This window comes from Dermacoccus sp. GAS27A (genome assembly GCF_044909235.1).
Lineage (GTDB): Bacteria > Actinomycetota > Actinomycetes > Actinomycetales > Dermatophilaceae > Dermacoccus > Dermacoccus nishinomiyaensis.
The window spans coordinates 133,985-159,582 of record NZ_JBIYDW010000006.1 but is presented as its reverse complement, the minus strand read 5'-3'; the positions used below and the strand labels follow the sequence as shown (position 1 = coordinate 159,582).

General features: G+C 67.5%; 28 protein-coding genes. 8 read left to right on the top strand and 20 right to left on the bottom strand.

Annotated features, from left to right (window positions below; all coding sequences use genetic code 11):
- Window positions 1-4: 4 nt before the first annotated feature.
- A complete protein-coding gene (locus ABH936_RS08275; RefSeq protein WP_062257749.1) occupies window positions 5-1,198 on the bottom strand; it encodes an acetyl-CoA C-acetyltransferase in 1,194 nt (397 codons plus the stop codon).
- A gap of 123 nt (window positions 1,199-1,321) precedes the next feature.
- Between ABH936_RS08275 and mce the strand changes: the two genes are divergently transcribed.
- The 4 genes from mce to ABH936_RS08255 all read left to right on the top strand — a co-directional run bounded on the left by mce (window position 1,322) and on the right by ABH936_RS08255 (window position 4,641).
- On the top strand, window positions 1,322-1,771 hold the full coding sequence (gene mce, locus ABH936_RS08270) for a methylmalonyl-CoA epimerase (RefSeq protein WP_040014772.1): 450 nt from the start codon (window positions 1,322-1,324) through the stop codon (window positions 1,769-1,771).
- Window positions 1,772-2,089: 318 nt separating this feature from the next.
- Window positions 2,090-3,193 (top strand): permease, encoded by a 1,104-nt coding sequence (locus tag ABH936_RS08265; RefSeq protein ID WP_404602998.1) that lies wholly within the window; start codon window positions 2,090-2,092, stop codon window positions 3,191-3,193.
- 272 nt (window positions 3,194-3,465) lie between these two features.
- Window positions 3,466-4,014, top strand: coding sequence for a GNAT family N-acetyltransferase (locus ABH936_RS08260; protein WP_404602997.1), 549 nt, complete (start codon window positions 3,466-3,468; stop codon window positions 4,012-4,014).
- A 126-nt stretch (window positions 4,015-4,140) separates the two neighbouring features.
- Window positions 4,141-4,641, top strand: coding sequence for a GNAT family N-acetyltransferase (locus tag ABH936_RS08255; protein WP_404602996.1), 501 nt, complete (start codon window positions 4,141-4,143; stop codon window positions 4,639-4,641).
- Window positions 4,642-4,682: 41 nt separating this feature from the next.
- On the opposite strand, the gene ABH936_RS08250 is transcribed toward ABH936_RS08255, so the two are convergent.
- Window positions 4,683-5,306: a LysE family translocator gene (locus ABH936_RS08250; protein WP_404602995.1), complete on the bottom strand. Its 624-nt coding sequence runs from the start codon at window positions 5,304-5,306 to the stop codon at window positions 4,683-4,685.
- A gap of 122 nt (window positions 5,307-5,428) precedes the next feature.
- The gene (locus ABH936_RS08245) at window positions 5,429-6,082 is read right to left on the bottom strand and encodes a class I SAM-dependent methyltransferase (RefSeq protein WP_136788678.1); all 654 of its coding nucleotides are present in this window, start codon (window positions 6,080-6,082) and stop codon (window positions 5,429-5,431) included.
- A gap of 118 nt (window positions 6,083-6,200) precedes the next feature.
- Between ABH936_RS08245 and ABH936_RS08240 the strand changes: the two genes are divergently transcribed.
- The gene (locus ABH936_RS08240; protein WP_404602994.1) at window positions 6,201-7,334 is read left to right on the top strand and encodes an IS30 family transposase; all 1,134 of its coding nucleotides are present in this window, start codon (window positions 6,201-6,203) and stop codon (window positions 7,332-7,334) included.
- A gap of 182 nt (window positions 7,335-7,516) precedes the next feature.
- Here the strand turns inward: ABH936_RS08240 and ABH936_RS08235 are convergent, their stop codons facing one another.
- The 3 genes from ABH936_RS08235 to ABH936_RS08225 form a co-directional block, all read right to left on the bottom strand.
- Window positions 7,517-8,272 carry an alpha/beta hydrolase gene (locus ABH936_RS08235; protein ID WP_006946044.1) on the bottom strand — a complete coding sequence of 252 codons (756 nt, stop codon included), beginning with the start codon at window positions 8,270-8,272 and terminating at the stop codon, window positions 7,517-7,519.
- Window positions 8,273-8,348: 76 nt separating this feature from the next.
- A complete protein-coding gene (locus ABH936_RS08230) occupies window positions 8,349-8,603 on the bottom strand; it encodes a hypothetical protein (protein WP_231729374.1) in 255 nt (84 codons plus the stop codon).
- 44 nt (window positions 8,604-8,647) lie between these two features.
- On the bottom strand, window positions 8,648-10,345 hold the full coding sequence (locus tag ABH936_RS08225) for a 3-hydroxybutyryl-CoA dehydrogenase (RefSeq protein WP_074041235.1): 1,698 nt from the start codon (window positions 10,343-10,345) through the stop codon (window positions 8,648-8,650).
- A 63-nt stretch (window positions 10,346-10,408) separates the two neighbouring features.
- Between ABH936_RS08225 and ABH936_RS08220 the strand changes: the two genes are divergently transcribed.
- Entirely contained in the window at window positions 10,409-11,224 is an 816-nt protein-coding gene (locus tag ABH936_RS08220; protein WP_074041234.1) for a hypothetical protein, read from the top strand.
- 9 nt (window positions 11,225-11,233) lie between these two features.
- Window positions 11,234-11,929, top strand: coding sequence for an endonuclease NucS (gene nucS / locus ABH936_RS08215; RefSeq protein ID WP_006945990.1), 696 nt, complete (start codon window positions 11,234-11,236; stop codon window positions 11,927-11,929).
- 84 nt (window positions 11,930-12,013) lie between these two features.
- Here nucS and ABH936_RS08210 read toward each other — a convergent pair whose 3' ends face one another.
- Window positions 12,014-12,409 (bottom strand): STAS domain-containing protein, encoded by a 396-nt coding sequence (locus tag ABH936_RS08210; RefSeq protein ID WP_186318469.1) that lies wholly within the window; start codon window positions 12,407-12,409, stop codon window positions 12,014-12,016.
- Window positions 12,410-12,618: 209 nt separating this feature from the next.
- On the opposite strand from ABH936_RS08210, the gene ABH936_RS08205 reads away from it, so the two are divergent.
- Window positions 12,619-13,230: a cob(I)yrinic acid a,c-diamide adenosyltransferase gene (locus ABH936_RS08205; protein ID WP_144693346.1), complete on the top strand. Its 612-nt coding sequence runs from the start codon at window positions 12,619-12,621 to the stop codon at window positions 13,228-13,230.
- Between the two features lie 155 nt (window positions 13,231-13,385).
- On the opposite strand, the gene ABH936_RS08200 is transcribed toward ABH936_RS08205, so the two are convergent.
- The 13 genes from ABH936_RS08200 to glyA all read right to left on the bottom strand — a co-directional run bounded on the left by ABH936_RS08200 (window position 13,386) and on the right by glyA (window position 25,588).
- Window positions 13,386-13,814, bottom strand: coding sequence for a DUF2550 family protein (locus ABH936_RS08200; RefSeq protein WP_186322151.1), 429 nt, complete (start codon window positions 13,812-13,814; stop codon window positions 13,386-13,388).
- A 26-nt stretch (window positions 13,815-13,840) separates the two neighbouring features.
- Window positions 13,841-14,107, bottom strand: a complete 267-nt coding sequence (locus ABH936_RS08195; protein WP_006945873.1) for a F0F1 ATP synthase subunit epsilon — start codon at window positions 14,105-14,107, stop codon at window positions 13,841-13,843.
- Window positions 14,108-14,212: 105 nt separating this feature from the next.
- The gene (locus ABH936_RS08190) at window positions 14,213-15,559 is read right to left on the bottom strand and encodes a uracil-xanthine permease family protein (protein ID WP_144693350.1); all 1,347 of its coding nucleotides are present in this window, start codon (window positions 15,557-15,559) and stop codon (window positions 14,213-14,215) included.
- Window positions 15,560-15,699: 140 nt separating this feature from the next.
- Window positions 15,700-17,160 carry a F0F1 ATP synthase subunit beta gene (atpD, locus tag ABH936_RS08185; RefSeq protein ID WP_006945923.1) on the bottom strand — a complete coding sequence of 487 codons (1,461 nt, stop codon included), beginning with the start codon at window positions 17,158-17,160 and terminating at the stop codon, window positions 15,700-15,702.
- Window positions 17,161-17,184: 24 nt separating this feature from the next.
- Window positions 17,185-18,099: a F0F1 ATP synthase subunit gamma gene (locus ABH936_RS08180; RefSeq protein WP_006946039.1), complete on the bottom strand. Its 915-nt coding sequence runs from the start codon at window positions 18,097-18,099 to the stop codon at window positions 17,185-17,187.
- A gap of 104 nt (window positions 18,100-18,203) precedes the next feature.
- A complete protein-coding gene (atpA, locus tag ABH936_RS08175) occupies window positions 18,204-19,838 on the bottom strand; it encodes a F0F1 ATP synthase subunit alpha (protein WP_038570542.1) in 1,635 nt (544 codons plus the stop codon).
- A gap of 82 nt (window positions 19,839-19,920) precedes the next feature.
- Entirely contained in the window at window positions 19,921-20,733 is an 813-nt protein-coding gene (locus ABH936_RS08170; RefSeq protein WP_404602992.1) for a F0F1 ATP synthase subunit delta, read from the bottom strand.
- Window positions 20,733-21,338 carry a F0F1 ATP synthase subunit B gene (locus tag ABH936_RS08165; RefSeq protein WP_241725347.1) on the bottom strand — a complete coding sequence of 202 codons (606 nt, stop codon included), beginning with the start codon at window positions 21,336-21,338 and terminating at the stop codon, window positions 20,733-20,735. The genes ABH936_RS08170 and ABH936_RS08165 overlap by 1 nt, the downstream gene beginning before the upstream one ends.
- A gap of 47 nt (window positions 21,339-21,385) precedes the next feature.
- The gene (gene atpE / locus ABH936_RS08160; protein WP_006945976.1) at window positions 21,386-21,604 is read right to left on the bottom strand and encodes an ATP synthase F0 subunit C; all 219 of its coding nucleotides are present in this window, start codon (window positions 21,602-21,604) and stop codon (window positions 21,386-21,388) included.
- Window positions 21,605-21,678: 74 nt separating this feature from the next.
- The gene (atpB, locus tag ABH936_RS08155) at window positions 21,679-22,488 is read right to left on the bottom strand and encodes a F0F1 ATP synthase subunit A (RefSeq protein WP_404602991.1); all 810 of its coding nucleotides are present in this window, start codon (window positions 22,486-22,488) and stop codon (window positions 21,679-21,681) included.
- Between the two features lie 139 nt (window positions 22,489-22,627).
- Window positions 22,628-23,092 carry a hypothetical protein gene (locus ABH936_RS08150; RefSeq protein WP_062257498.1) on the bottom strand — a complete coding sequence of 155 codons (465 nt, stop codon included), beginning with the start codon at window positions 23,090-23,092 and terminating at the stop codon, window positions 22,628-22,630.
- 101 nt (window positions 23,093-23,193) lie between these two features.
- Window positions 23,194-24,297 carry an MraY family glycosyltransferase gene (locus tag ABH936_RS08145; RefSeq protein ID WP_404602989.1) on the bottom strand — a complete coding sequence of 368 codons (1,104 nt, stop codon included), beginning with the start codon at window positions 24,295-24,297 and terminating at the stop codon, window positions 23,194-23,196.
- A gap of 16 nt (window positions 24,298-24,313) precedes the next feature.
- Window positions 24,314-25,588 (bottom strand): serine hydroxymethyltransferase, encoded by a 1,275-nt coding sequence (gene glyA / locus ABH936_RS08140; protein WP_038570538.1) that lies wholly within the window; start codon window positions 25,586-25,588, stop codon window positions 24,314-24,316.
- Between the last annotated feature and the right edge of the window lie 10 nt (window positions 25,589-25,598).

Here is a 25,598-nt window from a genome sequence, read left to right as displayed (position 1 = left end):
GCGCTCAGGCGTCGACGCGCACGATGAGCGCATCACCCTGGCCGCCACCGCCGCACAGGGCAGCAGCACCGACGCCACCACCGCGGCGTTTGAGTTCGTGGGCGAGGGTCAGCACGAGACGCGCGCCCGACATGCCGATCGGGTGGCCAATCGCGATGGCGCCGCCGTTGGGGTTGACCTTCTCCGCGTCGAGGCCGAGTTCCTTCGTCGAGGCCAGGCCGACGGCGGCGAACGCCTCGTTGATCTCGACCACGTCGAGGTCGGCCGGCGTGAGGCCCTCCTTCTCGCAGGCCTTCGCGATTGCGCGCGCCGGCTGGCTCTGCAGCGTCGAGTCGGGGCCGGCGACGACGCCGTGCGCGCCGACCTCGGCGATCCAGGTCAGGCCCAGCTCCTGGGCCTTCGTCTTGCTCATGACGACGAGCGCCGCGGCACCGTCGCTGATCTGGGAGGCGGAGCCTGCCGTGATCGTGCCGTCCTTGCTGAAGGCGGGGCGCAGCTTGCCGAGCGACTCAGTCGTCGTGTCGGCGCGGATACCCTCGTCGTTCTTGAACACGACTGGCTCGCCCTTGCGCTGCGGGATCTCGACGGGGATGACCTCGTCGTCGAAGAGGCCCTTCTCCCAGGCCGCGGCGGCCTTCTGGTGAGAGGCGGCCGAGAACGAGTCCTGCTCTTCGCGGCTGAACTCGACGTCGCCGGCGTTGGCCTGCTCGGTGAGGTTGCCCATCGCCTGGTCGGTGAAAGCGTCCCACAGTCCGTCGAAGGCCATGTGGTCGCGCATCGTCACGTCGCCGTACTTGTAGCCCTCGCGCGACTTCTCGAGCAGGTGCGGCGCGTTCGTCATCGACTCCTGGCCGCCCGCGACGACGACGTCGAACTCGCCCGCGCGGATCAGCTGGGCCGCGAGCGCCACGGCGTCGAGCCCGGACAGGCAGACCTTGTTGATCGTCAGCGCCGGCACGTCCATCGGGATGCCGCCCTTGACGGCGGCCTGGCGCGCGGGGATCTGGCCGGCGCCGGCCGTCAGCACCTGGCCCATGATGACGTAGTCGACCTGGTCGCCCTTGACGCCGGCCTTCTCGAGCGCACCCTTGATGGCGAGGCCACCGAGGTCGGCACCTGAGAAGCCCTTGAGCGAGCCGAGCAGGCGACCCATCGGGGTGCGCGCTCCGGCGACGATGACGGCGGTGGTGTCGGTCATGGTTCCTCCAGTGAGCGGGCGGGCGTGGGTCACGGTGCCGCACGGCCGCCGGTTCGTGTCGATCGCCCGAGTTAATCGTCGTTAACCCGGCTTCCTCGTCCAAGCAAACCATAGAGTGACGTCATGACCGGCGAAATCACGCACTTGTTCGAGGCCATCGACCACGTCGGCATCGCGGTGTCCGACCTCGATGCCGCCATCCGTTTCTACGAGTCGACGTACGGCATGACGTGCGCGCACACCGAGACGAACGACGAGCAGGGCGTGCGTGAGGCGATGATGACGGTCGGCCCGGCCGATGCCCCGCACAGCCACATCCAGCTGCTCGCGCCGCTGTCGCCGGAGTCGAGCATCGCGAAGTTCCTCGACCGCTCCGGCCCCGGCATGCAGCAGCTCGCCTACCGCGTCCGCGATCTCGACGCCGTGTGCGCGACGCTGCGCGAGCGCGGCATGCGGTTGCTCTACGACGCGCCGAAGATCGGCACCGGCGGCAGCCGCATCAACTTCATCCACCCCAAGGATGCCGGCGGCGTGCTCGTCGAACTCGTCGAGCCGGCGGCTGAAGGACACTGAGGCAGCCCATCGTTTCTACCCCAAGGCTCGGCGTCGTATCAGGAACGTTCGTTTGAGCTACGTCGCGATGGGTGTGCGTAGCTCGTCAGGTGCTGCTGCCCCGGAGGGGTGTGACGTGTTCAGGCGCGCAGCGTCGTCGCCCGACGACCGTGCCCCGCAAAGGCTGCGCCTAGGCAAGCGGCGCGGACAGTGTGCTGGAACGTGCGTATGGGGCAGGACTACCGTTGTGACGGCGACGGACATGGCGCTACGCAGCTTCACACGTCTCGCTTGGCCAGGGCGCCGCAAGAATCTCACGCCCGATGACACGAAGGAAACATGCTGGTGAGCACTCTTTCCACCTCAGACGCCCATCTCGACTCGGGCCGTGATGGACGCCAGGGGCCGAGTCGTAGCGTGACCATCGTGGGGGTAGGCCTGACCCTGGTAATCGTTGTGATCGGGCTGGCGTGGGCCAAGTGGATCCCGTATGACGACAAAGCTCACGCCCTCGCGAAATCGGGTGCGTGGAGTGGCAAGGCCATCTTCGGCGAGGCCGGCCACCCCGGTGACGCGCCAAGCTGGCATGGAGCCCTCGATTTCACCCGCGCCTACGTCAAAGCCGTGTGGAAGGCCGCGCTCGTCGCGATCTTGGTGGCCTCAGCACTCGAAGCATTCATCCCGAAACGGCTCCTGTTGAACGCCATGAGCCGCCGCAGCTCATGGGGCCAAGGCCTCAGTGGCGGGCTACTCGCCCTGCCGAGCATGATGTGTACCTGCTGTACCGCGCCGGTGGCAATCGGTTTGCGTCGCCGCGGTGCACCCGCGGGTGCGGTGATGGCGTACTGGCTCGCTAACCCGCTACTCAACCCCGCTGTCATGCTTTTCCTCGGTCTGACGATGTCCTGGCAAGTGGTCTCCACCCGCGCCGTCGTCGGCGTCGTCGTCGTCCTGGGTGCCGCCTTCATTGCTCAACGTCAAGCACGCGAGGTCGATGCCGACGAACTCGTCGACGTCGACCACGACCCGCAGGGCGTCGCTGACATGCCGTGGCGCTTCGCTAAAGCCCTCACGCGTTATGTCGCCATCGTTGTGCCTGAGTACCTGATCCTCGTCGCACTGACCGGTTTGTTCTCCGGGTGGCTGTCCGACTTCACCCACCTAGGGAACGGGTCTGGCCTTCTGGCCTTGCTCCTCGTCGGTGTGGTCGGCGCCCTGCTCGTCATCCCCACCGGTGGGGAGATTCCCGTCGTCGCCGGTTTGAGTGCCGCTGGCGCGAGTCTTGGTGTTGCGGGGGTTCTGCTCATCACCTTGCCGGCGCTCAGCATCCCGTCGCTGGTCATGGTGGCACGCAGCTTCGGCACTCGGACCACCGTGAGCGTCATCGCTTGGGTCATCGCCGGGGGGCTGTTGTCAGCCGCTTTGCTCACCGCCCTCACCTGAGGGCCGCAGGCGGGGTGTAGCAGCCAGGGACGGGATCACTGAGATCAGGGATGCCGATGCGAAAACGGTGGGTTGAGCCACGAGGTCGACCCGATGGTGCAAAAACCTTCGTTTGAGCCACACGTTCTGCGTGGCGAGCAACGCGGCGCTCCACCGGTCGAGCCGCTGACGTGGCTGCTCGGCGGTGAGGTGGGTGAGGCCGATGCCATGGTAGTTGGGCAGCCAGTTCTCCACGACGGGGTCGGCCTGGGCCGCGGTGGGAGGATCGCTCTATGCCCACTCAGCCCTCATGGCCGCTTCGCACTGAGCGCCTAGCGCTGCGCCGCTACCGTTCCGACGACGTGGGATGGATGGCGTCCCTTTACGCTCGCCCCGATGTCGCGCGCTTCCTTCTCGAAGACCCCTGGACGCCCCAGCAGGCGCAGGAGAACCTGACCAAACGCATGACGAAGAACGGTCTCGAGGGGCCATCTGGTGCGCTGTCGCTCACTATCGACAAGGGCGAGCAGAGCATTGGCGACGTCAGCGTGTGGTTCACCGACCAGCCCCACCACGTCGCAGAGATCGGATGGGTGCTCGACCCCAGCCACGGTGGCCACGGGTATGCCCGCGAGGCCGTTCGCGCGGTCATCCGCTTTGCCTTCGATGAGTACGCCCTGCACCGTCTCGTTGCGCAGATGGATGCCCGAAATGAGGCATGGGCGCGTCTGGCGGCGTCAGTGGGAATGAGGCAAGAGGCCCATCACCTGCAGGACTGCTGGAGCAAGGGCGAATGGACTGACACTCTCATCTTTGCGCTGCTCTCTACAGATCCGCGCTGACTCACCGCGTGATGGCGGGCCAAGAGCCAGTGGGGAGCGTAGAGCAGAGTCCGTCGTTTCAGCTGCGCCAGGAACATCCGTCGCTGGGCCCCTGCGACGTCACAGTGATGGGCGTAGCGTCGAGTCATGGCAAGCGTTCGCCCTGCTCGCGTGGATGACGGGCCGCGTCTGGCCGAGATCGACCACGCTTGCTGGTCGCCGATGACCGACCCGGGGAGTCACTGGAGCCCGGGTCGCCCCTTCTTCGGAGTGCCGACAGGAACGCTCGTCGACGAAGTTCTGGTCGCTGCTGAAGGTGATGAAGTGCTGGGGTTCATCAAGATTCGACGAGAACCTAGTGAGTTCGGCCAGTGGTATGTGGGTGGGCTCGGTGTGGCACCTATCGCCCGCCGTCAAGGCCTAGCGCGGAAGCTCATACACGCTGCACTGACAGCAGTTGAGGCCCGCGGTGGTGACAGCGTATGGCTCAGGGTGCTCTCATCCAACGTGAGAGCTGTTGCGCTCTATTCGGCGCTCGGGTTCGCCGAGGTGGCTCGGTTCGCCGACGCATTTGAAGATCGCCCGGGGGTGGATGACTTGCGACTGTCGGCGCAGCTGCCTCTCGCAGGCGCACGAACGGCGGGTTGAGCTACCGGACCGCTGCGATGGTGCAGAGCCTTTCGTTTGAGCTACACCTGTCGGACGGCTTCGATGATGATGACGCAGGCAAGAACGGCGTAGACCGTGGCCGCCAGGTAGTTCAACGCCGCGCTAGCTCGCGGACTGCTGGTGAATCGCTCATGAAAAGTGCCCGCGAGAGCACCGATGGTGCCGTAGAGCACGAACTCGGTGCACACGTTGACTGTGCCGAGCAGGGCCATCTGCGCTGTCGTGTTGGTGGCGTGGCCGGCGAAGCGCGGGAGGACGGCGAGGAAGAACAGGATGATCTTGGGGTTCGTCAGGCTGACCGACAGACCCCGCAGGTACCACCGCCCGGCGGCGACGTCGCCGATCGTGGACATCTCGCGAGCATGGCGCACGGTAGTCACCGACAGCCAGAGCAGATAAGCAGCCCCAAGCAGCTTCAGGCCGGTCAGCAAATCAGGGTGACTTCTGGCGACCTCACCCAGGCCAACAACGACTGCGGCGGCGTAGACGCTCATTCCGGTAGCGATGCCAAGGATCGCTTTGAGCGCGGCTCTGCGCCCTCCCTCGAGTCCGACCGCGAGCATGTACGCCATGTCTGGGCCGGGTGGGATGAGGAACACCAGAATGACACCGAGGAAGCCCGGTAGTACGGACAGGTCGACCACGAGCGTCCTCTCCGCTGGCCGCGACGCCCTCGTGGCGCCGCCCTCACGCTACTGCGTCTTCTCCCTAGGGCAGGGGCGCTGGTTTCCACGCTCCACGAAACCGTTCATTTGAGCCACACCATTCAGGCGGGCTGAGATCGCTGCGCGATGATCACGGCTTGCGCGTCTTCTTCCGAGCCCACAGGTGACCGCTCCAGTTGAGCGCTCACCGTGAGTCCATGCTCCTCCAAGAGAGTAGTCAGGCTCTCGACACTTCGGTGGTATCTGGTCATCACCACGTCATAGCCGCGTGCCGCATATCCGCGACCTACCCGGCGCATGCCGTGTCCCACCTGGAAACCGAGGAGCAGCACCCCTTCCGGGCGCAGTACGCGGGCCATCTCCGCAACCATGACTTCGAGGTCTTCATCCGGGTTGTGAATGGTGGAGTACCAGGAAAAGACGCCGTCGAAGACTTCGTCTGCGTAGGGCAGGTGCGTCAGGCTCCCCACGGCGACGGTGAAGTCAGGGTGGTCGGCTCGTGCCCTGCGGACCATGTTGGGTGAGAGGTCGATGCCCTCCGGGTGGCATCCGAGCCCAGCCAAATAGGGCAGCATTCGCCCTGCCCCGCAGCCAGCATCCAGGACCACGCGAGGCTCGTGCAGGAGTGCGACGAAGTGGTCGATCATGGCCAAGTCGATCGGCTGTTCGCCTTCGGTGGTACGGAAGTGGTCGGCGTACACGTCGGCCACAACGTTGTAGGCGGTCCTGGTGAGAGCCTCCTCTGTTTCCGGCATGGCTCTAAGCCTGCCAAAACGTCGCGCTCAACCGCGAAGGAACTGGTGCACAAACGGTGGCGAGTTCAACCGGTCAACGCACCACCACCGATAGGGGATCGTGGGTGTCATGGCCGGGTTGTCGAACGAGCAGCAGGAGAACGTCTGGGCGTTGTGGGCGAAGGGTGAGTCGATCAGGCTCATCGCCCGCACGATCGGCGCCAGCCAAACCCCAGTCCGGACGCTGCTGCGCCGCCATGGCGGAGTGAAACCGCCGCCGCGCGCCCGGAACCGGCGGCACCTGTCGCTGAGTGAACGTGAAGAGATCTCCCGCGGCCTCGCCGCCGGCTTATCGTGCCGTGTCATCGCCGCTCGGCTGGGACGGCATCACACGAGCATCAGCCGCGAAGTCGCCCGCCACGGCGGCCCCGGCACCTATCGCGCGGCCATCGCTGACGCGGGCGCGTGGCGCAACGCGCGCCGCCCGAAACCCTCACGCCTCCACCGCGACCCGGCGCTGTCGAGCCTAGTCGCGGCGAAGCTGGAACGAGGGTGGTCACCCACCCAGATCGCCCACTGGCTACGGCGCGAACAGCAGGATTCGTTGTCGCACGAGTCGATCTACCACGCCCTGTACACCGGCCAGATCCGTGCGCCACGACAGGGAAGCCTCCTGCGATCAGGGCGATCCCTGCGCCATGCGCGCGTCGCGAAACCCCGACAACGCCGCGGCGTGTTGCGGAACATGACCTCCATCCACGATCGACCCGCCAGCGTCGAAGACCGGGCCGAAGTCGGCCATTGGGAAGGTGACCTCATCATGGGCCGACGCCCATCAGCCGTGGCCACCCTCGTCGAACGCTCCACCCGCCTGGTGCGCGTCGTCGCCCTGCCCGACGGGTACAAGGCTGACGCCGTCAGGGACGCTCTCATCGAGAATCTCGCCGACGTGCCGCCGCAGTTTCGTCGGTCGTTGACGTGGGATCGCGGCCGAGAAATGGCCTTCCACGACCAGGTGACGCACGCCCTGGGCATGCAAGTGTTCTTCTGTGACGCCCGCTCGCCATGGCAGCGCGGCACGAACGAAAACACGAACCGGTTGCTGCGTCAGTACCTCGCGAAGAACGCCGACCTACGCTCCTTCACCCAGACCGACCTCGACACCATCGCCGCGCGAATCAACGAACGGCCCCGCAAAGTCCTCGACTGGGCCTCATCCCACGACGCTTACGCCGATAGCCTGAACACCATCAGCGGTGCGTTGACCGGTTGAATCCGCCGTCGTTTCTGCACCACTCAAGCTGGGGTGGCCCTGCACGTGGTCATGCCCCGGTCAGGGGGTAGCAGAACGACGTGCAGAACCTCGCGGCGCAGAACGTCAATGTCGACAACCGGTCCGAGACGGCCACCAAGGGTGCCCGGGCTCACAGAGGCGCCCACCGCTTCAGTGTCAACTCAGCCCTCGACCACGAGCGAAGCGTCGACCTCGGTCGGCAGGCCACCCTCGGGCAGCTTCGACGGCGCGACGATGCGCACGATCTCGTCGAGCACGCGCCGCACGTACTTCTCCCCCACCCACAGGTGCTTCGCGCCATCGACGCCGATGACGTCAGCCTGCGGAATGGCCGCGAACCGCTCGCGCGCCTCGTCGGGGCGCAGGTTGTCATCCAGTTCGGGCACGAGCGCCGTCACCGGCTTGCGCGATTCGGCCCACGCCGCCAGGTGCTCGGGCTGCGACCACCGCAGCGGCGGCGACAGCAGGATCGCGCCCTCGATCGACGGATCGAGCCCGTGCATGAGCGCCAGATCCGTGCCGAAGCTCCACCCCACCAGCCAACGATTGGTCAGCGCCGGCGACTCGTGGAACTCCGCGAACTCGATGGCGGCGGCGACGTCGAAACGCTCGCCGTCAGCCGAGTCGAACGCACCCTCCGACGTCCCGCGCGGCGACGACGTGCCACGCGTGTTGAACCGCAGCACCGCGATGTCCGCGAGCGCCGGCAGCCGGTTGGCGGCCTTCTTGTAGACATGGCTGTCCATGAAACCGCCGTGCGTCGGCAGCGGATGCAGCGTGACGAGCGTGGCCACCGGGTCTCGCTCGAGCGGCAGCGCCAACTCACCGACGAGCGTCAACCCGTCGGCGGTGTGCAGTTCGACGTCCTGACGGCGCGCAGCGAGCACCGTGTTCGAGCGAATCTCCTGCAGGCTCAACGCCCCTCCTCGACGATCACGACGAAACCCGGGCTTCGTCGTCCGCCCTCGACCCTATGCGACCGCGAGCGCACACTCACCGCCACGAACCCCGCGGCGGACGGCGATCTCGCGCTCGCCAGCAACTCGTGTGCCAGTGACGACGATCCGTCACGTCACCCAGCCGATCATTCGGCCACACGACGACGTGCGGCAGCGATGACGCCAACTGCTGCTGACACCCCGGGCACGTGTAGATCTTGCCGTCGGCGTTGCCGCGCAGGACCCGCACCGTCCACTGGCCGCCCGCGTAGGTCTGCACCGTGTCGACAGGACGAAACGCGCGGCTCACGTCGCCGCGCGTCTCGTCCTGCGCTCTGTTGTTGCGCCGTGGCATCAGCCTCGGAAGGACCGCTCCGCGAGCAGGTGCTCCGTCAGCAGCGGCGACGGCACGAGGTGCGTCTCCCCCGCCTCGAAGTACATCTCCGACAGCACACCGGAGACGTCGTCGTAGCTGGCCTCGTCAAGCAACTCGAATGGGCCCTTCGGGTAACCGCAGCCGGCCTTCATCGCCGTGTCGATGTCCTCGACGCTCGCGTAGCCCGAGTCCAACATCTTCACCGCGTCGTTGAGGTGTGGGTAGAGCAGCGCGTCGACGACGAGGCCCGCGCGGTCCTTGCCGACGACCGGCGTCCAGCCCGCAGCCGCGGCGAACGAGCGAACGGCCTCGACCGCGTCGTCCGCGATGGCGACGCTGCGGCCGATCTCGAGCACCTGGCCGGCGCGCTGCTTCTCACGCAGGACGACGGGAACGACGCACGCATCGAGCGACGGCTCACCGGTCGCGGCCTCCGACGCCGCGCCCTCACCGAGCGTGGCGATGACGCCGCCGTCACCGATCGCGTCGCGCACGGCGCGCATGAGCGGCTTCTCCTCGATCTGCAGCGCGTGCTCGGAGACGTCGCCCTCGACATGACCGCACGAGCACTCGTCACCACAGGCGCACGAGCCGCCGCAGCACCCGTCATCCTCGACGCCGCCGTCGACGGCGAAGACGAACGTGACGCCCTCGAGCGCCGACGCCTCGTCAGCCGCCGTGACCCGCACGAGCTCGAGGCCCGCTGACGACATCTCCTCGGCGAGCGAGTCGACGAGCTCACCCTCGCCGACGAGACCGACGCGGCCACTGTGCGCCTTGCTCTCACCGGGCGTGCGCTCGTCGGCGACGAGGGTGCCCGAACCGGCCGCCTCGTACGTGTAGAAGCCCTTGCCACTCTTGCGACCGAGGTAGCCGGCCGCCACCATCTGACGCAGCAGCGGCGGCGACGCGACGCTCGGGTCATGTGTCGCGTCGTACAGCACGCCGCAGACCTCGTGGACGACGTCGAGGCCGATGAGGTCGCACAGCGTCAGCGGGCCCATCGGGAAGCCGACACCGGCCGCCATCGCAGCATCCAGGTCCTCACGGGAGGCGAGACCCGTCTCGTAGGCGCGGATCGAACGCGCGAGATAGGCGATGAGCAGCGCGTTCGCGACGAAGCCCGCACGGTCGCCGACGACGACCGGCTTCTTGCCCAGGCGGACGGCGAGTTCGCGGACGTCCTCGACGAGCTTCACGTCGGTCAGCAGCGAGTGGATGACCTCGACGAGCGGCAGCACCGGCGCCGGGTTGAAGAAGTGCATGCCGATGACGCGCGACGGCTCCTTCGTCGACTTCGCGATCTCGGTGATCGACAGCGACGACGTGTTCGTCGCGAGCACACAGTCGTCACGAACGATGTCGTCGAGCGTCGTGAAGATCGACGTCTTGATCTCGAGCAGCTCCGGCACCGCCTCGATGACGAGGTCGGCGTCCTTCATCGCGGCGAGGTCGTCGCCGAACGCGACGCGGCCGACGATCTCGTCACGCTCACTCTCGGAGAGCTTGCCCTTGCTCAGGGCACGCCCGAGGGATTTCGTGAGGAACCCCTTGCCGCGCTCGGCGAGCTCCGCCGAACCGTCGACGGCGATGACGCTGAGCCCCGCCTTGGCGAAGACTTCGACGATGCCGGCACCCATCGTGCCGAGCCCGATGACACCCACTGTGTTGATCATGCGCCCAGTCTTTCAGATGCGACGACCAACCGCTCGTGGGACGATCTACCCCGTGATGACCTCATGATCTTCGGATTGCTCGGCGCCCTCGTCGCCGCCCTCGTCTACGGCGGAGCGACGATCGTCCAGGCGATCGGCGTGGCGCGCATGAGGGAGGCGCCCGACGGCGCCGACCTCATCACCCGTGCGCGCTTCGGCTGGCTGTACGGCGTCGGCCTCGCGCTCGACGGTGTGGCCTTCCTCGCCTCGAGCGGTGCCCTGCGCACCCTGCCACTGTTCCTCGTGCAGTCGGTCATCGCCGGGTCGGTCGCGGTGACGGCCGTGCTCGCCGTCGTCGTCCTGCACGCCAAGCTGACGCGACGCGAGATCATGGCGCTCGTCGGAGTCGGCGTCGGTCTCGTCATGCTCGCCGTCTGCGCCAAGGAGGGTCACGCCACCGGGGTGCCGACATGGCTGGCACCCGCCGCGCTCGTGGCCGCGGCCCTCCTCGTGCCGTTCGGGTACGCGGCGTATCGCGCCCGCAACAGCGCGCTTCTCGCCGTCACCGCGGGGCTCGGATTCGCAGGTATCGCGATCGGCGCGCGCATCCTGCCGTGGGACGGCAACGTCCTGCACACGATCGCGAGCTGGCCGTTCTGGGTGCTCATCGCCCACGGCATCATCGCGATGACCGCCTACGGCTTCGCCCTCGACGCGGGAGAGGCGACGTCCGTCGCCGCCATCACCTTCGCCATCGAGACGGTGGTGCCCGCTGCCATCGGCCTCGCCCTGCTCGGTGACGCCGTGCGCGGCGGCACGTGGCCGCTTGCCATCGCGGGGTTCGTCGTCACGCTCGGCAGCTGCTTCGTCCTGGCCGGGCAGTCGGAGCCCGACGCGTAAGGTTGTCCGGTGCGAATCGTGATTGCCGAATGCAGCGTCGACTACGAGGGGCGCCTGCAGGCCCACCTCCCCCTCGCCAAGCGCCTGCTCATGGTCAAGGCCGACGGCTCGGTGCTTGTCCACTCCGACGGCGGCTCCTACAAGCCGCTGAACTGGATGGCGCCGCCGTGCACGATGGCCGAGGTCGAACCCGAGGACGTCGAGGTCGCCGACGGCGTGACGAGCGTGTGGCTCGTGCAGCACGGCAAGTCGGACGACCGGCTGCGCATCCGGTTGCACACCGTCCATCACGACTCGGCCCATGACCTCGGCGTCGACCCGGGCCTCGTCAAGGACGGCGTGGAGGCGCAGCTGCAGAAGCTGCTCGCGCAGCACATCGAGACCCTCGGTGAGGGCTACACGTTGATGCGGCGCGAATACATGACGGCGATCGGGCCGGTCGACATCATGTGCAAGGACTCGGGCGGAGCCACCGTCGCCGTCGAACTCAAGCGCCACGGCACGATCGACGGCGTCGAGCAACTGACGCGCTACCTCGAACTACTCAACCGCGACCCGCACCTCGCCCCCGTCAGCGGCGTCTTTGCCGCCCAGACGATCAAACCGCAGGCCCGCACGCTCGCAGAGGATCGCGGCATCCGCTGCGTCGTGCTCGACTACGACGCGCTGAAGGGCATCGACGACTCCGAGCGCCGGCTGTTCTGATCCGCCTCGAGGTTCCGGGTGCTCAGGTCGCGAGGCCGGGCGCACGCGTGCGTCGTGGCTTCGCCACGCGTCAGGCAGTGCGCGTCAGGCCGTGCGCGCCAGCGGGACGTAGCCGCAGGCGCCGGAGACGTTCATGACACGGTCGAGCCGGGTACCCGGGAGCAGACGGCACAGACGCGGAGACGCGTCGGCGACGACGAGGCGACGCCCCTGACGCTCGGCTCGGTGATGCGCGCCGACGATGACGCCCAGCCCGGCCGCATCCCACACCTGCGCGTTGGCCAGGTGGACGACGAGGTCGCCGTCACCGCCCGCCAGTGCGGTGTGCAATGCCGTGCGGACGCGGTCGCTCGTGCGTGCGCTGACGGGGCCGTTGATGATGATCTCCCGCCCGGGGACGGGGTGGTCGATGACGAGGTGCGCACCCATCGCGAGTGTCTCGGAGCGCGACGCGTGCGTGCGCCTCGTCGTCTCGGCCATGATCGCCCCCCTCGTCACTCGCCCGTGCGGGCCGAGCTGTTCGTGGACGGCCGGCGCGTCGCGCGCCCCACCCGGCGTGGAGGCGTCGCCTCCGGCGGGTGCCGTCATTGGTAAAGACGCACGGCGCCGGGTGAACGTTCGCCGCACGGCGTAACGAAGTGGTCACGGTCTGAACGCCTCCCATCGGGCGTACGTGAAACAGTGGGGGCATGGTGGTTCTCAGCACGATCTACACCCGCACCGGTGACGACGGGAGCACGGGCCTCGGCGACTTCAGCCGGACGTCGAAGAACGACACGCGCCTCGTCGCCTACGCCGACGCGGACGAGGCCGGCGCCGCGCTCGGCCTCGCGCTCACGTGTGCCCCCGATCTGCCTGAGCGGCTGCGCCCAGTGCTCCTGCGCATCCAGAACGACCTGTTCGACGTCGGCGCCGACCTGTCGACACCCCTCGTGACGCAGCCCGCGCACCCTCCCCTGCGCGTCCAGCAGGAGTGGATCGACGAACTCGAGACCGCCTGCGACGAGTTCGGTGCCGACCTGCCGACGCTGCGTTCCTTCGTCCTCGCCGGCGGCACTCAGGCGGCGGCCTATCTCCACCTCGCGCGGACGGTCGTGCGGCGCGCCGAGCGTGCCTGCTGGGCGGCCATCGACGCCCACGGGAGCGAGAGCGCCGAGCCCGACGACGAGCGTCCCGGCGGCGTCAACCCGCTGACGGCCAGGTACCTCAACCGGCTCTCGGACGCCCTGTTCGTGTTCGCGCGCTACGCCAACGCCCAAGGCCCGGGCGACGTGTTGTGGCAGCCCGGCGGGGGGCGCTGAGCCCCAGCCCGCTCCAGACGTGGGATGCGGCCGACAGGGCGGCCTTGGGAAGGAGGCGCGCTCTCCGTGCCAAACCCGACCATCGCGGCGGTCGAGGCCGCGAAAGCAATGCCGCTGGGCGGGGCGTCGACCGTCAGAGACGCCGGACGGGGGTCTCAGACCAGGGCGTCCGTGTGCAATCCGGGCGGTGCGGACTCGCTCCACGAGCGCATCGCGGTGTAGTCACCGGGCGCCATGGCGATGGTGAAGGCCTCTTCACCGCAGCGCACGTCGACGCTCACCGCGTCACCCGACAGGGCCGCCGGGCGGTCACCGTCCGCGAGCTGAGCGCGCGAACCGAGGAAGAAGTCGCCGCGCGCCCAGGTGCGCCGCGGCGACATCGTCATCGAGCGGAACGAGAACCACTCGAGACGATCGTGGCGGTACCGCACCATCCCGGTGCGCCACGACGCGCCGGGGTAGCGAACCGCCATGACGGCGAGGTTGCCGTCGCGGCCGATGGCGCGCGTGCGAAGCACCATCGCCGCCAGAGCCAGCAAGACCACGATGGCGGCCAGCGCGAGAGTGATCTCGCCGGCCGTCATCGCTGAATCCATGGTTCGAAACCGCCTCAGACCCCGGCCATCTCGACGTGCTGAGCGACGACCGTCACCACGTCCTTGTCGACGGAGAGGAATCCGCCGTCGATCTTGACCGTACGGCGCTCGCCCTGCGCGGGCACGACGACGACGTCGCCCTCGACGAGGACGGACAGGATCGGCTGATGACCCGGCAGGATGCCGATCTCGCCTTCGGTGGTCCGTGCGATCAGGCGGCTCGCCTCGCCCTCCCAGACCTCACGGTCGGCAGCGACGAACTTGACGTTCAGGGTGCTCATGCGGGCTTCCTCTTCGAGTCGGTGATTTCCCCCATGATAGCGGGCGAATCGGGCCGGGGCGCGCGGCCCACCCGGTGGGTGTGCACGCCCGTGTGACAGGGGTCGTCAGCGACGCCCGTCCGCATGCGCGTCGGCCTCGGCCGACGCGCCCGCGACGGACGCACCTTCGTGCGGCAGCGGCGCGAGCGGATCGGCGAGCGCCCCCGAAACCCGCGCCCCGGCGCGCATGAGGTGGAACACGACGACCGCGGCGAAGGTACCGAGGGCGATGCCGGCAAAGGCGACGTCACCGATCGTCCACGTGTAGTCGGCGATGCCGACGATGAGCGCGACCGCAGCCGTCATGAGGTTGACGGGGTTGGCGAAGTCGACGCGGTTCTCCATCCAGATGCGCACGCCGAGCATGCCGATCATGCCGTAGAGGACCGTCGCCGCTCCCCCGAGGACGCCGGGCGGGATCGTCGAGATGATCGCGCCGAACTTCGGCAGGAACGACAGCCCGATCGCTGTGATGGCCGCGACCCAGTAGGCCGCCGTCGAATACACCTTCGTCGCCGCCATGACGCCGATGTTCTCGGCATACGTCGTCGTGCCCGAGCCGCCACCGAAGCCGGCGAGCGTCGTGGCGAGGCCGTCACCGAGCAGCGCACGCCCCGAGACGTCGTCGAGGTTGCGGTCCGTCATCTGCGCGACCGACTTCACGTGGCCGATGTTCTCCGCGATCAGCACGAGCACGACCGGCACGAACAGCCCGACGACCGACCACGAGAACGACGGCGACGCGAAGTGCGGCAGTCCGATCCAGGCGGCGGAATCCACGGCGTCGAAGTCGACCTCACCGCGCAGGCACGCGACGAGATACCCGGTGAGCACACCGATGAGGATGCTGAGGCGCCCGAGCAGCCCCTTCGCGAGCACCGTCACCGCGAGGATGACGACCAGGGTGACGAGCGCCGTCACAGGCGCCTTCATGAAGTTGCCCTTGGCCGCAGGCGCGAGGTTGAGGCCGATGAGCGCGACGATCGTGCCCGTGACGACCGGCGGCATGAGCGCACGCAACCAGCCGTCGCCGGCGACCTGGACGACGAGCCCGACGAGCGCCAGAGCCAGGCCCGCCATGACGACGCCGCCCAGCGCCGTCGCCATGTCGTGCGCCTTCGTCGCGGCCGTCAGCGGCGCGATGAACGCGAACGACGAGCCGAGGTAGCTCGGCACGCGCCCCGCCGTCAGCAGCAGGAAGACGACCGTGCCGACGCCGGAGAAGAACAGCGTCGTCGACGGCGGGAAGCCCGTCAGCAGCGGCACGAGGAACGTCGCACCGAACATCGCGACGACGTGCTGCATGCCGATGCCGATCGTCTTCGGCCACGCCAAGCGCTCGTCCGGCGCGACGACCGCGTCACCGCGCGTGAGGTCGTCCTCACGCACCCGCCACTTCAGACCCAGATCCATCCCTGCTCCTCATTCCTGCGCGCCGCGACTCAACGACGCGCCCTGCTCACGATGCACGACGAAGGGCCGGGGGTCGAAAACCCCCAGCCCTTCGTCGTTCTCACTCGCCGCCTCGGGTCATCCCCGCCGCGGCGCGCAAATCAGTCCTGCTTGGCCAGCTCCGCGGCCTGACGCTCGACGTCGTCGAGGCCACCACACATGAAGAAGGCCTGCTCGGGGACGTGGTCGTAGTCGCCGTCCGCGATCTTCGTGAAGGCCTCGATCGAGTCCTGCAGCGACACCGTCGAACCCTCGATGCCGGTGAACTGCTTGGCGACGTAGGTGTTCTGCGACAGGAAGCGCTGGATACGGCGAGCGCGGTTGACGAGGATCTTGTCCTCTTCGGAGAGCTCGTCGATACCGAGGATCGCGATGATGTCCTGCAGTTCCTTGTTGCGCTGCAGGATCGACTTGATGCGAACCGCCGTCTCGTAGTGCTCCTTCGAGATGTAACGCGGGTCGAGGATGCGCGACGTCGACGTCAGCGGGTCCACGGCCGGGTAGATACCCATCGACGCGATGTCACGCGAGAGCTCGGTCGTCGCATCGAGGTGCGCGAACGTCGTCGCCGGGGCCGGGTCGGTGTAGTCGTCGGCCGGCACGTAGATGGCCTGCATCGACGTGATCGAGTGACCACGCGTCGAGGTGATGCGCTCCTGGAGCACACCCATCTCGTCAGCCAGCGTCGGCTGGTAACCCACGGCGGACGGCATGCGGCCGAGCAGCGTGGAGACCTCGGAACCGGCCTGCGTGAAGCGGAAGATGTTGTCGATGAACAGCAACACGTCCTGCTTCTGCACGTCGCGGAAGTACTCCGCCATCGTCAGCGCCGACAGGGCGACGCGAAGACGCGTTCCCGGCGGCTCGTCCATCTGGCCGAACACGAGCGCGGTCTGGCCGAGGACGCCGGCCTCTTCCATCTCGACCATGAGGTCGTTGCCCTCACGGGTGCGCTCACCGACACCGGCGAACACGGACACACCACCGTGGTTGCGAGCGACTCGAGCGATCATCTCCTGGATCAGAACGGTCTTGCCGACACCGGCACCACCGAACAGACCGATCTTTCCGCCCTGGACGTACGGGGTCAGCAGGTCGATGACCTTGATGCCCGTCTCGAACATCGTCGTCTTGGACTCGAGCTGGTCGAACGCGGGCGCCGTGCGGTGGATGCCCCAGCGCTCGTTGACCTCGAGCTTCTCGCCCTCCTCGAGGTCGAGGCAGTCACCCGTCGCGTTGAAGACGTGACCGAGGGTGACGTCGCCGACCGGCACGGAGATCGGCCCGCCGGAGTCGCGCACCTCGGAGCCGCGGACGATGCCGTCCGTCGGCTGCAGCGAGATGGCGCGAACCATCGAGTCACCGATGTGCTGGGCGACCTCGAGGTTGATGTTCTTCTTCTCGCCGTTGAGCGAGACCTCGAGCGTCAGAAGGTTGTAGACCTCCGGCATCGTGTCGGCCGAGAACTCGACGTCGACGACCGGGCCGATGACGCGCGAGACGCGGCCCACGCCGCCCGCGGCCGGGGCCGCGGTTGCGCTTTCGTTGATGGTGGCAGTCATGAGGATTCCTTTACGTGAAGGCGGTCAGCTGGCATCGGCGAGGGCGCTGGCGCCACCCACGATCTCGCTGATCTCTTGCGTAATCTCGGCCTGACGGGCCTGGTTGGCCAGTCGGGTGTAGGTCTTGATGAGTTCGGTCGCGTTGTCCGTGGCGGACTTCATCGCGCGCTGGCGGGCAGCGAGCTCGGAAGCGGCCGACTGCAGGAGCGCGTTGAAGATGCGAGCCGTGACGTACTTCGGCAGCAGCGCATCGAGCACGCCCTCGGCGTTCGGCTCGAAGTCGTAGAGCGGAAGCGGTCCGTCGGGCTTGCCGTCGCCGTCGAGGTCGAGCTGACCCTCGGCCACCTCGAGCGGCAGCAGACGGATGACACGGGCTTGCTGCGTCACCATCGACTGGAACTCGGTGTAGACGACGTGCAGTTCGTCGACCCCGCCACCCTCGGCACCGGCGTGGAAGTCGGCGGTCAGACGCTCACCGATCTCCTCGGCGTTCTCGAACTTGGGGCTGTCGGTGAAGCCGGTCCACTCTGCCTCGTACTCGCGACGGCGGAACTTGTAGTAGCTCACGCCCTTGCGGCCGACGAGGTAGGGGACGACCTCCTTGCCCTCGTGCTCGAGCTTGGTGATGAGCTGCTGGGCTTCCTTCATCGCGTTGACCGAGTACGAGCCGGCGAGGCCGCGGTCAGCCGTGACGATGAGGACGCCGGCGCGCTTGACGTTCTCGCGCTCCGTCGTCAGTGCGTGGTCGATGTCCGACGTGGAGGACGCGACCGAGGAGACGGCTCGGGTCAGGGCCACGGCGTAGGGCGTCGACTTCGCGACGGCCTCGCGCGCCTTGACCACGCGCGAGGCAGCGATGAGCTCCATCGCGCGCGTGATCTTCTTGGTCGCCTGGACGGACCGGATGCGCTGGCGGTAGACCCGCTGCTGCGCTCCCATAGCTTTCCGCCTCTCTGTACTGGTGCTGGCTTGGGTGGTGGTGTCGACCTGGCGGCCGACCCCGGCGGGTGCTCGTCACACCCGCCGAGGTGCGATCACGAAGATCACGGCTTGTGCTTGGTGATCTTCTCCTGGTTGATGTGGTCCGCAGCGATCTCGTCGAACTGCTCGGAACCCTCACCACCGTGGTCGGACGACGCCTGGAACTGCTTGCGGAAGTCGTCCATCGCACCGGCGAAGACGTCCTTGCCGTCGTCGGCCAGCTTGCCGCTCTCGCGGATCGCCATCATGAACTCGCCGTGGTTGCGGTGCATGTACTCGAGCCACTCGGCCTCGAAGCGCTGCACGTCCTCGGTCTTGACGTCGTCGAACTTGCCCGTCGTACCGGCCCACAGCGACGCGACCTGGTCCTCGACCGGGTACGGGCTGTTCTGCGGCTGCTTGAACATCTCCATGAGACGCTCACCGCGAGCGAGCTGACGGCGCGACGCGGCGTCGAGGTCGGAGGCGAACATGGCGAACGCCTGCATCTCGCGGAACTGCGCGAGGTCGACCTTGATCGAGCCGGTGACGGCCTTCATGGCCTTCGTCATGGCCGCGCCACCGACACGCGACACGGAGATACCCACGTCCACGGCCGGGCGCTGGTTGGCGTTGAACAGGTCGGCCTGGAGGAAGATCTGGCCGTCCGTGATCGAGATGACGTTAGTCGGGATGTAGGCCGAGACGTCGCCGGCCTTCGTCTCGATGATCGGCAGACCCGTCATCGAACCGGCACCAAGGTCGTCCGACAGCTTTGCGCAACGCTCGAGCAGACGCGAGTGCAGGTAGAACACGTCACCCGGGTAGGCCTCGCGGCCCGGCGGACGGCGCAGCAGCAGCGACATGGCGCGGTAGGCCTCAGCCTGCTTGCTCAGGTCGTCGAACACGATGAGGACGTGCTTGCCCTGGTACATCCAGTGCTGGCCGATGGCCGAACCGGTGAACGGAGCGAGGTACTTGAAGCCCGCCGCGTCACCCGCCGGAGCGTTGACGATCGTCGTGTACTCCATCGCGCCGGCCTCTTCGAGCGTGGCGCGGACCTCGGCGACGGTCGAGTTCTTCTGACCGACGGCGACGTAGATGCAGCGAACCTGCTTCGACGGGTCGCCCGTCTCCCAGTTCTGCTTCTGGTTGATGATCGTGTCGGTGGCGATCGTCGTCTTGCCCGTCTTGCGGTCACCGATGATCAGCTGACGCTGACCGCGACCGACCGGCGTCATGGCGTCGATCGCCTTGATGCCCGTCATGAGCGGCTCGTGGACCGACTTGCGCTGGACGACGGTGGGCGCCTGCAGCTCGAGGGCGCGACGGCCTTCGGCCTCGATGTCGCCCAGGCCGTCGATCGGCTGACCGAGCGGGTTGACGACGCGGCCCATGAACGCGTCACCGACGGGAACCGAGAGGACCTCGCCCGTGCGCTTGACGCTCTGGCCTTCTTCGATGCCGCCGAACTCACCCAGGATGACGACGCCGATCTCGTGGACGTCGAGGTTCTGGGCGATACCGAGCGTGCCGTCTTCGAACTGAAGCAGCTCGTTGGTCATGGCCGAGGGAAGACCCTCGACGTGTGCGATGCCGTCAGCGGCATCGACGACGCGGCCGACCTCTTCACGGGAGGCCGCGCCGGGCTCGTAGGACTGAACGTAACCGTTCAGTGCATCCCGGATCTCCTCCGGACGGATCGAAAGCTCCGTCATCATCACTCCTTGTCATGGGCCCGCATCGGGCGCCGTGCTTCTTGGCTCAGGGCCGCGGATGCGGCAGTTCTTTGGGCGTCGATCAGCCGGACAGGTGCGCGCGGGCCTCGTCGAGGCGACGCGCGATCGTTCCGTCGATGACGTCGTCACCGACAGCCACCTTGATGCCGCCGACGACCGAGGGGTCGATGACGACGTTCGTCTGCACGGGCTTGCCGTACATCTTCGTCAGAGCCGCGCGCAGCCGCTCGTTCTGCTCCGGGGTCAGCTCGACCGCGCTCGTGACGATCGCGCTCGACTGGCCGCGGCGCCCGGCCACGCCCTCGAGGAACTCCTCGATGGCCCGGTCGAAACGACGCCCACGGGGGGAGCCTGCGGCGCGAGTGGCGAGCAGCGCCGTCTCGGGGGCGACCTTGCCCTCGAGCAGACGAGCGACGAGCCCAGCCTTGTCCGCACCGCTGCGAGAGCGGTCGGACAGGGCATCGCTGAGGCCCGCGTCGGAGGCGACGGTCCGCTCGAAGCGGAACAGCTCGTTCTCGAAAGCATCCGCGCGACCGGCCTTCTCCGCCGAAGCGGTGGCGGCCTCGACCGCAAGACGCTCCAGAGCGTCACTGAGGTCGCGCTCGCTCGACCAGCGTTCACCGGCGACAGCCGTCATGACCGCCATCGCGTCGTAGCCGATCTTGCCGCTGAACAGACGCTGGACGAGGCCACGCTTGGCCTCGCTCTCGCGCGACGGGTCACCCAGCGCGCGACGCAGCGTCGCGTTGGAATCGATGACGTCGACGACCGCGAAGAGCTCACGAGCCGTGTTCATAGGGTCACCGGGGCCGGACAGGGTGCCGTTGAGCACCTGCCGGGCCGCGGAGAGAGCCGTCCTCGACGAACCCTGCATCAGGCTTCGACCCGCGTGCTGCCTGCGCTCGAGGCGGCGGCCTCGGAGCCGGCGGTGGCGGACTCGGGACGGATCTTGCCCGCCTCGAGCTCGGCGAGGAACCGGTCGACGATGCCCTTCTGACGGGCTTCGTCGTGCAGCGACTCACCGACGATGCGGCTGGCGAGCTCGGTGGACAGGCCACCGACCTCGCTGCGCAGCTGGACAGAGGCCTGCTGACGCTCGGCCGCGATCTGCTTCGTCGCGTTCTCGGTGATGCGGGCGGCTTCAGCGCCGGCCTGCTCACGGCTCTCCGCGATGATGGCCGCACCCTGGGCGCGGGCGTCCTCGCGGATCTTGGCCGCCTCAGCACGCGCGTCGGCGAGCTGCGACTCGTACTGCTGCTTGGCGGCGGCGGCCTCCTTCTGGGCCTCCTCCGCCTTGGCGATGCCGCCCTCGATGGACGCCGTACGCTCCGCGTACATGCGCTCCATGTTCGGAACGACCTTCGTCTTGTACAGCCAGTACAGGATCGCGAAGGCGATGAGCCCGATGATCATCTCGGCGGGGTGCGGGAGCAGCGGCAGCTTCTCCGGCCAACCTGCACCTTCAGATGCGAGGAACACCTTGGCTTCCTATCTGTTGGGGGGACTGGTCAGTTCGAGGAAAGAGCTCAGCCCTTGAAGACGAACGCGAAGACCAGACCAAGGATGGCGAGGGCCTCGGTGAGGGCCATGCCGGTGAAGGCGATGGTCTGCAGCATGTTGCGAGCCTCGGGCTGACGCGCCACACCGTTGATGTAGGCGGCGAAGATCAGACCGATACCGATGCCGGGGCCGATCGCAGCGAGGCCGTAGCCGAGGAACGCGAGGTTACCGATGTTGCCGGTCATGTGCTTTTCCTTTCGAGTGGCACCGGGACCTGTTCCCGGTGTCGCTGAGGTTCAGAAGGGGTACAGAGTGCCGATCAGTGGTGATCGGAGACCGCGTCTGCGATGTACAGGGCGGCAAGCATGGTGAAGATGAAGGCCTGCAGGAACTCGATGAGCAGCTCGAAGAAGGTCATCACGATGGCAGCCGCGAACGAGAGGACGCCGGCTCCGTTGAGGCCGATGTTGCCGCCGTGCAGGAGGAGGTACTCACCGCCGACGATGAACACGAGGAGCATGAGGTGTCCGGCCATCATGTTGCCGAAGAGTCGCAGCGCGAGCGTCAGCGGGCGGATGATGAAGTAGGTGAGGAACTCGAGCACGAACATGATCGGCTTGAGCCACCCCGGCAGGCCCGGGGGGATGAGCGAGCCCATGTACTTGCCGAAGCCACCCTTCGCCTTGACCGCCGCGACGTGGTACGTGATGTACACGATGACCGTGAGGACGATCGGGAACGCGATGCGACCCGTGCTCGGGTACTGGATGAAGGGGATGATGCCGGCCACGTTGTTGAACAGGATCAGCGTGAAGCAGGTCAGCAGCAGCGGCAGAAAGCGCAGGAAGTCCTTCGAGCCGATGATGTCGCGGCCGATCGTGTTGCGCACGAAGCCGTAGACGCCCTCGGCCATGAACTGGCGCTTGCTGGGCACGACCGAGAGATTCTTGCCTGTCACGCTGACGAAGAACCAGCCGATGAGCAGCGCCGACACGAGGAGGACCACGGCGGGGCGCGTGATGGCCCAGTTGCTGTCGCCACCGATCAGGGGCCACCAGAAATCGCTCGTGCCCGGGGACTTGAACGACTCCCCGTCGGCAACTAGGGCAGCGCCCGCGATGAAGCTCACAAATTCTCCTCAGTCAGCATCCAGCAAAAAAGTTCAGTGTGTCTGTTGCAGTGGCACCGCCCCTGCCCTCTCGGGCTGGTCGGCGGCTCGAGGTGCACGCCGGAGACACTGCGCATCCTACCCGACGCTGTGCCGCGGTTCACTGGGAGCCGCCGCTCGTCGTCGAAGCGCCTGACGCGTCCGGGTCGTAGACGTACTGCCGCGTCCGCATGAACGAGCGCACCTGGAAGATCTGCCAGGCCACGACCACGATGGCGACGGTGATGCCCGTTGCAGGCCCGTCGAGGGATTCCACCTTCGTCGCGAGGACGAGGACGACGCCGAGAACGATCACCTGGGCGAAGAAGACCGCCATCGCCGCAGCCATGATGGCGACCGGGCTGAGCGTGCGCAGCGTACGAAGGACGAGCAGACCGCTCGCGAAGAAGGCGAGGGCGAGAACCGTGCCGAACAGTGACGACACTCCCCCGGCCACGCCGTTGAGCACCGCGAACACGACCGCGCAGACGACGCCCACTGCGGCACTCGGCACGAGCGAATCACGCAGCATCGCAGCGAACGGCGACACGTTGGTCACCGGGTGCGAGGTGGAGGCGGAGTCCATGGAGGAAGGGCTCACAATCTGCGTTGGCGCGGGGATCACGTCGTCGGGTTCGGGCTCGTCACCAGGGTGAATCCATCACCTGAACCTGCTTGTGAAAACTATCACAAGGCCCTGCGGCGCCGCCAACGGGGCAGCCCCCACGTCAGCGCGAAGGCGAGGACCGTCAGCCCCGTGAGGGCGGCGAGCGAGCGCTCGACGGGCCAGTACGCCATCGAGACGAGGCCGAGGGCGATGCCGATCGACCACAGGTAGAGGATGAGCACGGCCGCGCGGTGCGTGTGCCCGATCTTCAGCATGCGGTGGTGCAGGTGGCGACCGTCCGCCTCCCACGGTTTCTGCCCGGAGCGCAGGCGACGCACGATGGCCGCGGCGAAATCCCACAGCGGCACCGCGAGGATCGCGAGGGGCACGAGCAGCGGCAACAGGAACGCGACGGAGGCGTCACCCGAACCGGAGACGGCCGCCGGGTCGAGGTTGCCGGCGAACGAGATCGTGGCGGCCGCGATGAGCGTGCCGAGGAGCAACGAGCCGGCGTCCCCCATGAACAACCGCGCCGGATGAAAGTTGTGCGGCAGGAAGCCGACGCAGACACCCACCGTCGCCGCCGCGATGAAGGCTGACGTCGTGAACACCGACTTGTCGCCCCACTGCACGGCCTGTTGGTAGGCGTAGACGAAGAACGAGAACGAGGCGATGCCCACCATGCCGGCTGCGAGACCGTCGAGACCGTCAACCCAGTTCACGGCGTTGACGATGACGAGAATGACGAGCACCGACAGCACGACGAGCACCGGCGTCGGCAGGACGGTCTGCTCCCCCAGCGGCAGGAAGAGGAACTGCACGCCCGAGACGACGAGGACGCAGGCCGCGAGCGCCTGACCACCGAACTTGATGGCCCAGTTGAGCTCGGCGAAGTCGTCCCACGCGCCGAGCCCGCACATCATGGCCGCGGCGATCGTCGTGCCGATGGCTTCGCGACTGTCGAACACGTGCGACAGGTACGGCAGCCGCGAGGCGACACCGACGGCCGCGAGGAAACCGACGAACAGCGCCACTCCCCCGAGCCGCGGGATCGGCAGGGCGTGCACGTCACGCGCACGCACCTGCGTCACCGCCCCGAAGCGAACTGCCGCCCACCGTGCGAGCGGCGTCATCACGAACGTGACGATCGCAGCGACGACGCTGATGAGGACGTACTCACGCACGGCAGGCGGTCAGATTTCAGCGGGGGTAGGCGGGGAAACGCGTGACGAGATCGGTGACCTGCTCGCGGATCTCCTGCGCGACGGGGTGCTCGGGCGTGCCGTCCGTCTCGGTGACGGCGCGGTGGATGACGTCGGCGATGACGTCCATCTCGGCAAGGCCCATGCCCTGCGTCGTGACGGACGGGGTGCCGACGCGGATGCCCGAGGCGATGTTCGGCTTCTGCGGGTCGAACGGGATCGCGTTCTTGTTGAGCGTGATGCCCGCGACGTCGCAGCGCAGTTCGGCGTCGGCGCCGGTGACGTCGACGTCACGCAGATCGAGCAGCGACAGGTGCGTGTCGGTGCCGCCCGTCGTCGGACGGATGCCCTTGGCCTTGAGCCCCTCGGCGAGACGCTGCGAGTTGGCGATGACGTCCTTCGCGTACTGCTGGTACTCGGGCGTCGCGCACTCCTTGAAGTTCACGGCCTTCGCCGCGATCGTGTGCATCTGCGGGCCACCCTGCATCATCGGGAAGACGGCCTTGTCGATCGCCTTCGCGTGCTCTTCCTTGCAGACGATGGCGCCCGAGCGGGGGCCGCGCAGCACCTTGTGCGTCGTGAACGAGACGACGTCGGCGTGCGGCACCGGCGACGGAATCGCCTTGCCGGCGACGAGACCGATGAAGTGAGCCGCGTCGACCCAGAAGATCGCGCCGACCTCGTCGGCGATGGCGCGGAAGCGCTCGAAGTCGATGAGACGCGGGATGGCGGAGCCGCCCGCGAGGATGACCTTCGGCTTGTGCTCCTTGGCGAGACGCTCGACCTCGTCGTAGTCGATGTCCTCCGTCTCGGGGTCGACGCCGTAGCCGACGGCGTTGAACCACTTGCCCGAGAAGGACACCTTCGTGCCGTGCGTGAGGTGGCCGCCCATGGGCAGGCTCATCGCGAGGATGGTGTCACCGGGGTTCATGAACGCGCCGTACACGGCCTGGTTCGCCGAGGCACCCGAGTGGGGCTGGACGTTGGCGTGCTCGGCGTCGAACAGCGCCTTCGCACGCTCGATGGCGATCGTCTCGGCCTTGTCGACCTCGGCGCAGCCACCGTAGTAGCGACGGCCGGGGTAACCCTCGGCGTACTTGTTGCTCAGCGTCGAACCGAGCGCGGTGAGGACGGCCGGGCTGGACATGTTCTCACTCGCGATGAGCTGCAGGCCGCCGCGCAGGCGGTCGAGCTCGGAGATGAGGACACCGGCGATGTCGGGGTCGAAGGATTCGAGGGCGGCGTAGTCGGAGCCGTAGAACGGGGTCGTCATGCTCGCAACC

What these genes read in the sequence shown, in the direction of transcription:
- ABH936_RS08275 (WP_062257749.1), bottom strand. Translation starts at nt 1,198, where the DNA reads ATGACCGACACCACCGCCGTCATCGTCGCCGGAGCGCGCACCCCGATG.
- mce (WP_040014772.1), top strand. Translation starts at nt 1,322, where the DNA reads ATGACCGGCGAAATCACGCACTTGTTCGAGGCCATCGACCACGTCGGC.
- ABH936_RS08265 (WP_404602998.1), top strand. Translation starts at nt 2,090, where the DNA reads ATGCTGGTGAGCACTCTTTCCACCTCAGACGCCCATCTCGACTCGGGC.
- ABH936_RS08260 (WP_404602997.1), top strand. Translation starts at nt 3,466, where the DNA reads ATGCCCACTCAGCCCTCATGGCCGCTTCGCACTGAGCGCCTAGCGCTG.
- ABH936_RS08255 (WP_404602996.1), top strand. Translation starts at nt 4,141, where the DNA reads ATGGCAAGCGTTCGCCCTGCTCGCGTGGATGACGGGCCGCGTCTGGCC.
- ABH936_RS08245 (WP_136788678.1), bottom strand. Translation starts at nt 6,082, where the DNA reads ATGCCGGAAACAGAGGAGGCTCTCACCAGGACCGCCTACAACGTTGTG.
- ABH936_RS08225 (WP_074041235.1), bottom strand. Translation starts at nt 10,345, where the DNA reads ATGATCAACACAGTGGGTGTCATCGGGCTCGGCACGATGGGTGCCGGC.
- ABH936_RS08220 (WP_074041234.1), top strand. Translation starts at nt 10,409, where the DNA reads ATGATCTTCGGATTGCTCGGCGCCCTCGTCGCCGCCCTCGTCTACGGC.
- ABH936_RS08210 (WP_186318469.1), bottom strand. Translation starts at nt 12,409, where the DNA reads ATGGCCGAGACGACGAGGCGCACGCACGCGTCGCGCTCCGAGACACTC.
- ABH936_RS08205 (WP_144693346.1), top strand. Translation starts at nt 12,619, where the DNA reads ATGGTGGTTCTCAGCACGATCTACACCCGCACCGGTGACGACGGGAGC.
- ABH936_RS08200 (WP_186322151.1), bottom strand. Translation starts at nt 13,814, where the DNA reads ATGACGGCCGGCGAGATCACTCTCGCGCTGGCCGCCATCGTGGTCTTG.
- ABH936_RS08195 (WP_006945873.1), bottom strand. Translation starts at nt 14,107, where the DNA reads ATGAGCACCCTGAACGTCAAGTTCGTCGCTGCCGACCGTGAGGTCTGG.
- ABH936_RS08190 (WP_144693350.1), bottom strand. Translation starts at nt 15,559, where the DNA reads ATGGATCTGGGTCTGAAGTGGCGGGTGCGTGAGGACGACCTCACGCGC.
- atpD (WP_006945923.1), bottom strand. Translation starts at nt 17,160, where the DNA reads ATGACTGCCACCATCAACGAAAGCGCAACCGCGGCCCCGGCCGCGGGC.
- ABH936_RS08180 (WP_006946039.1), bottom strand. Translation starts at nt 18,099, where the DNA reads ATGGGAGCGCAGCAGCGGGTCTACCGCCAGCGCATCCGGTCCGTCCAG.
- atpA (WP_038570542.1), bottom strand. Translation starts at nt 19,838, where the DNA reads ATGACGGAGCTTTCGATCCGTCCGGAGGAGATCCGGGATGCACTGAAC.
- ABH936_RS08170 (WP_404602992.1), bottom strand. Translation starts at nt 20,733, where the DNA reads ATGCAGGGTTCGTCGAGGACGGCTCTCTCCGCGGCCCGGCAGGTGCTC.
- atpE (WP_006945976.1), bottom strand. Translation starts at nt 21,604, where the DNA reads ATGACCGGCAACATCGGTAACCTCGCGTTCCTCGGCTACGGCCTCGCT.
- ABH936_RS08150 (WP_062257498.1), bottom strand. Translation starts at nt 23,092, where the DNA reads ATGGACTCCGCCTCCACCTCGCACCCGGTGACCAACGTGTCGCCGTTC.
- glyA (WP_038570538.1), bottom strand. Translation starts at nt 25,588, where the DNA reads ATGACGACCCCGTTCTACGGCTCCGACTACGCCGCCCTCGAATCCTTC.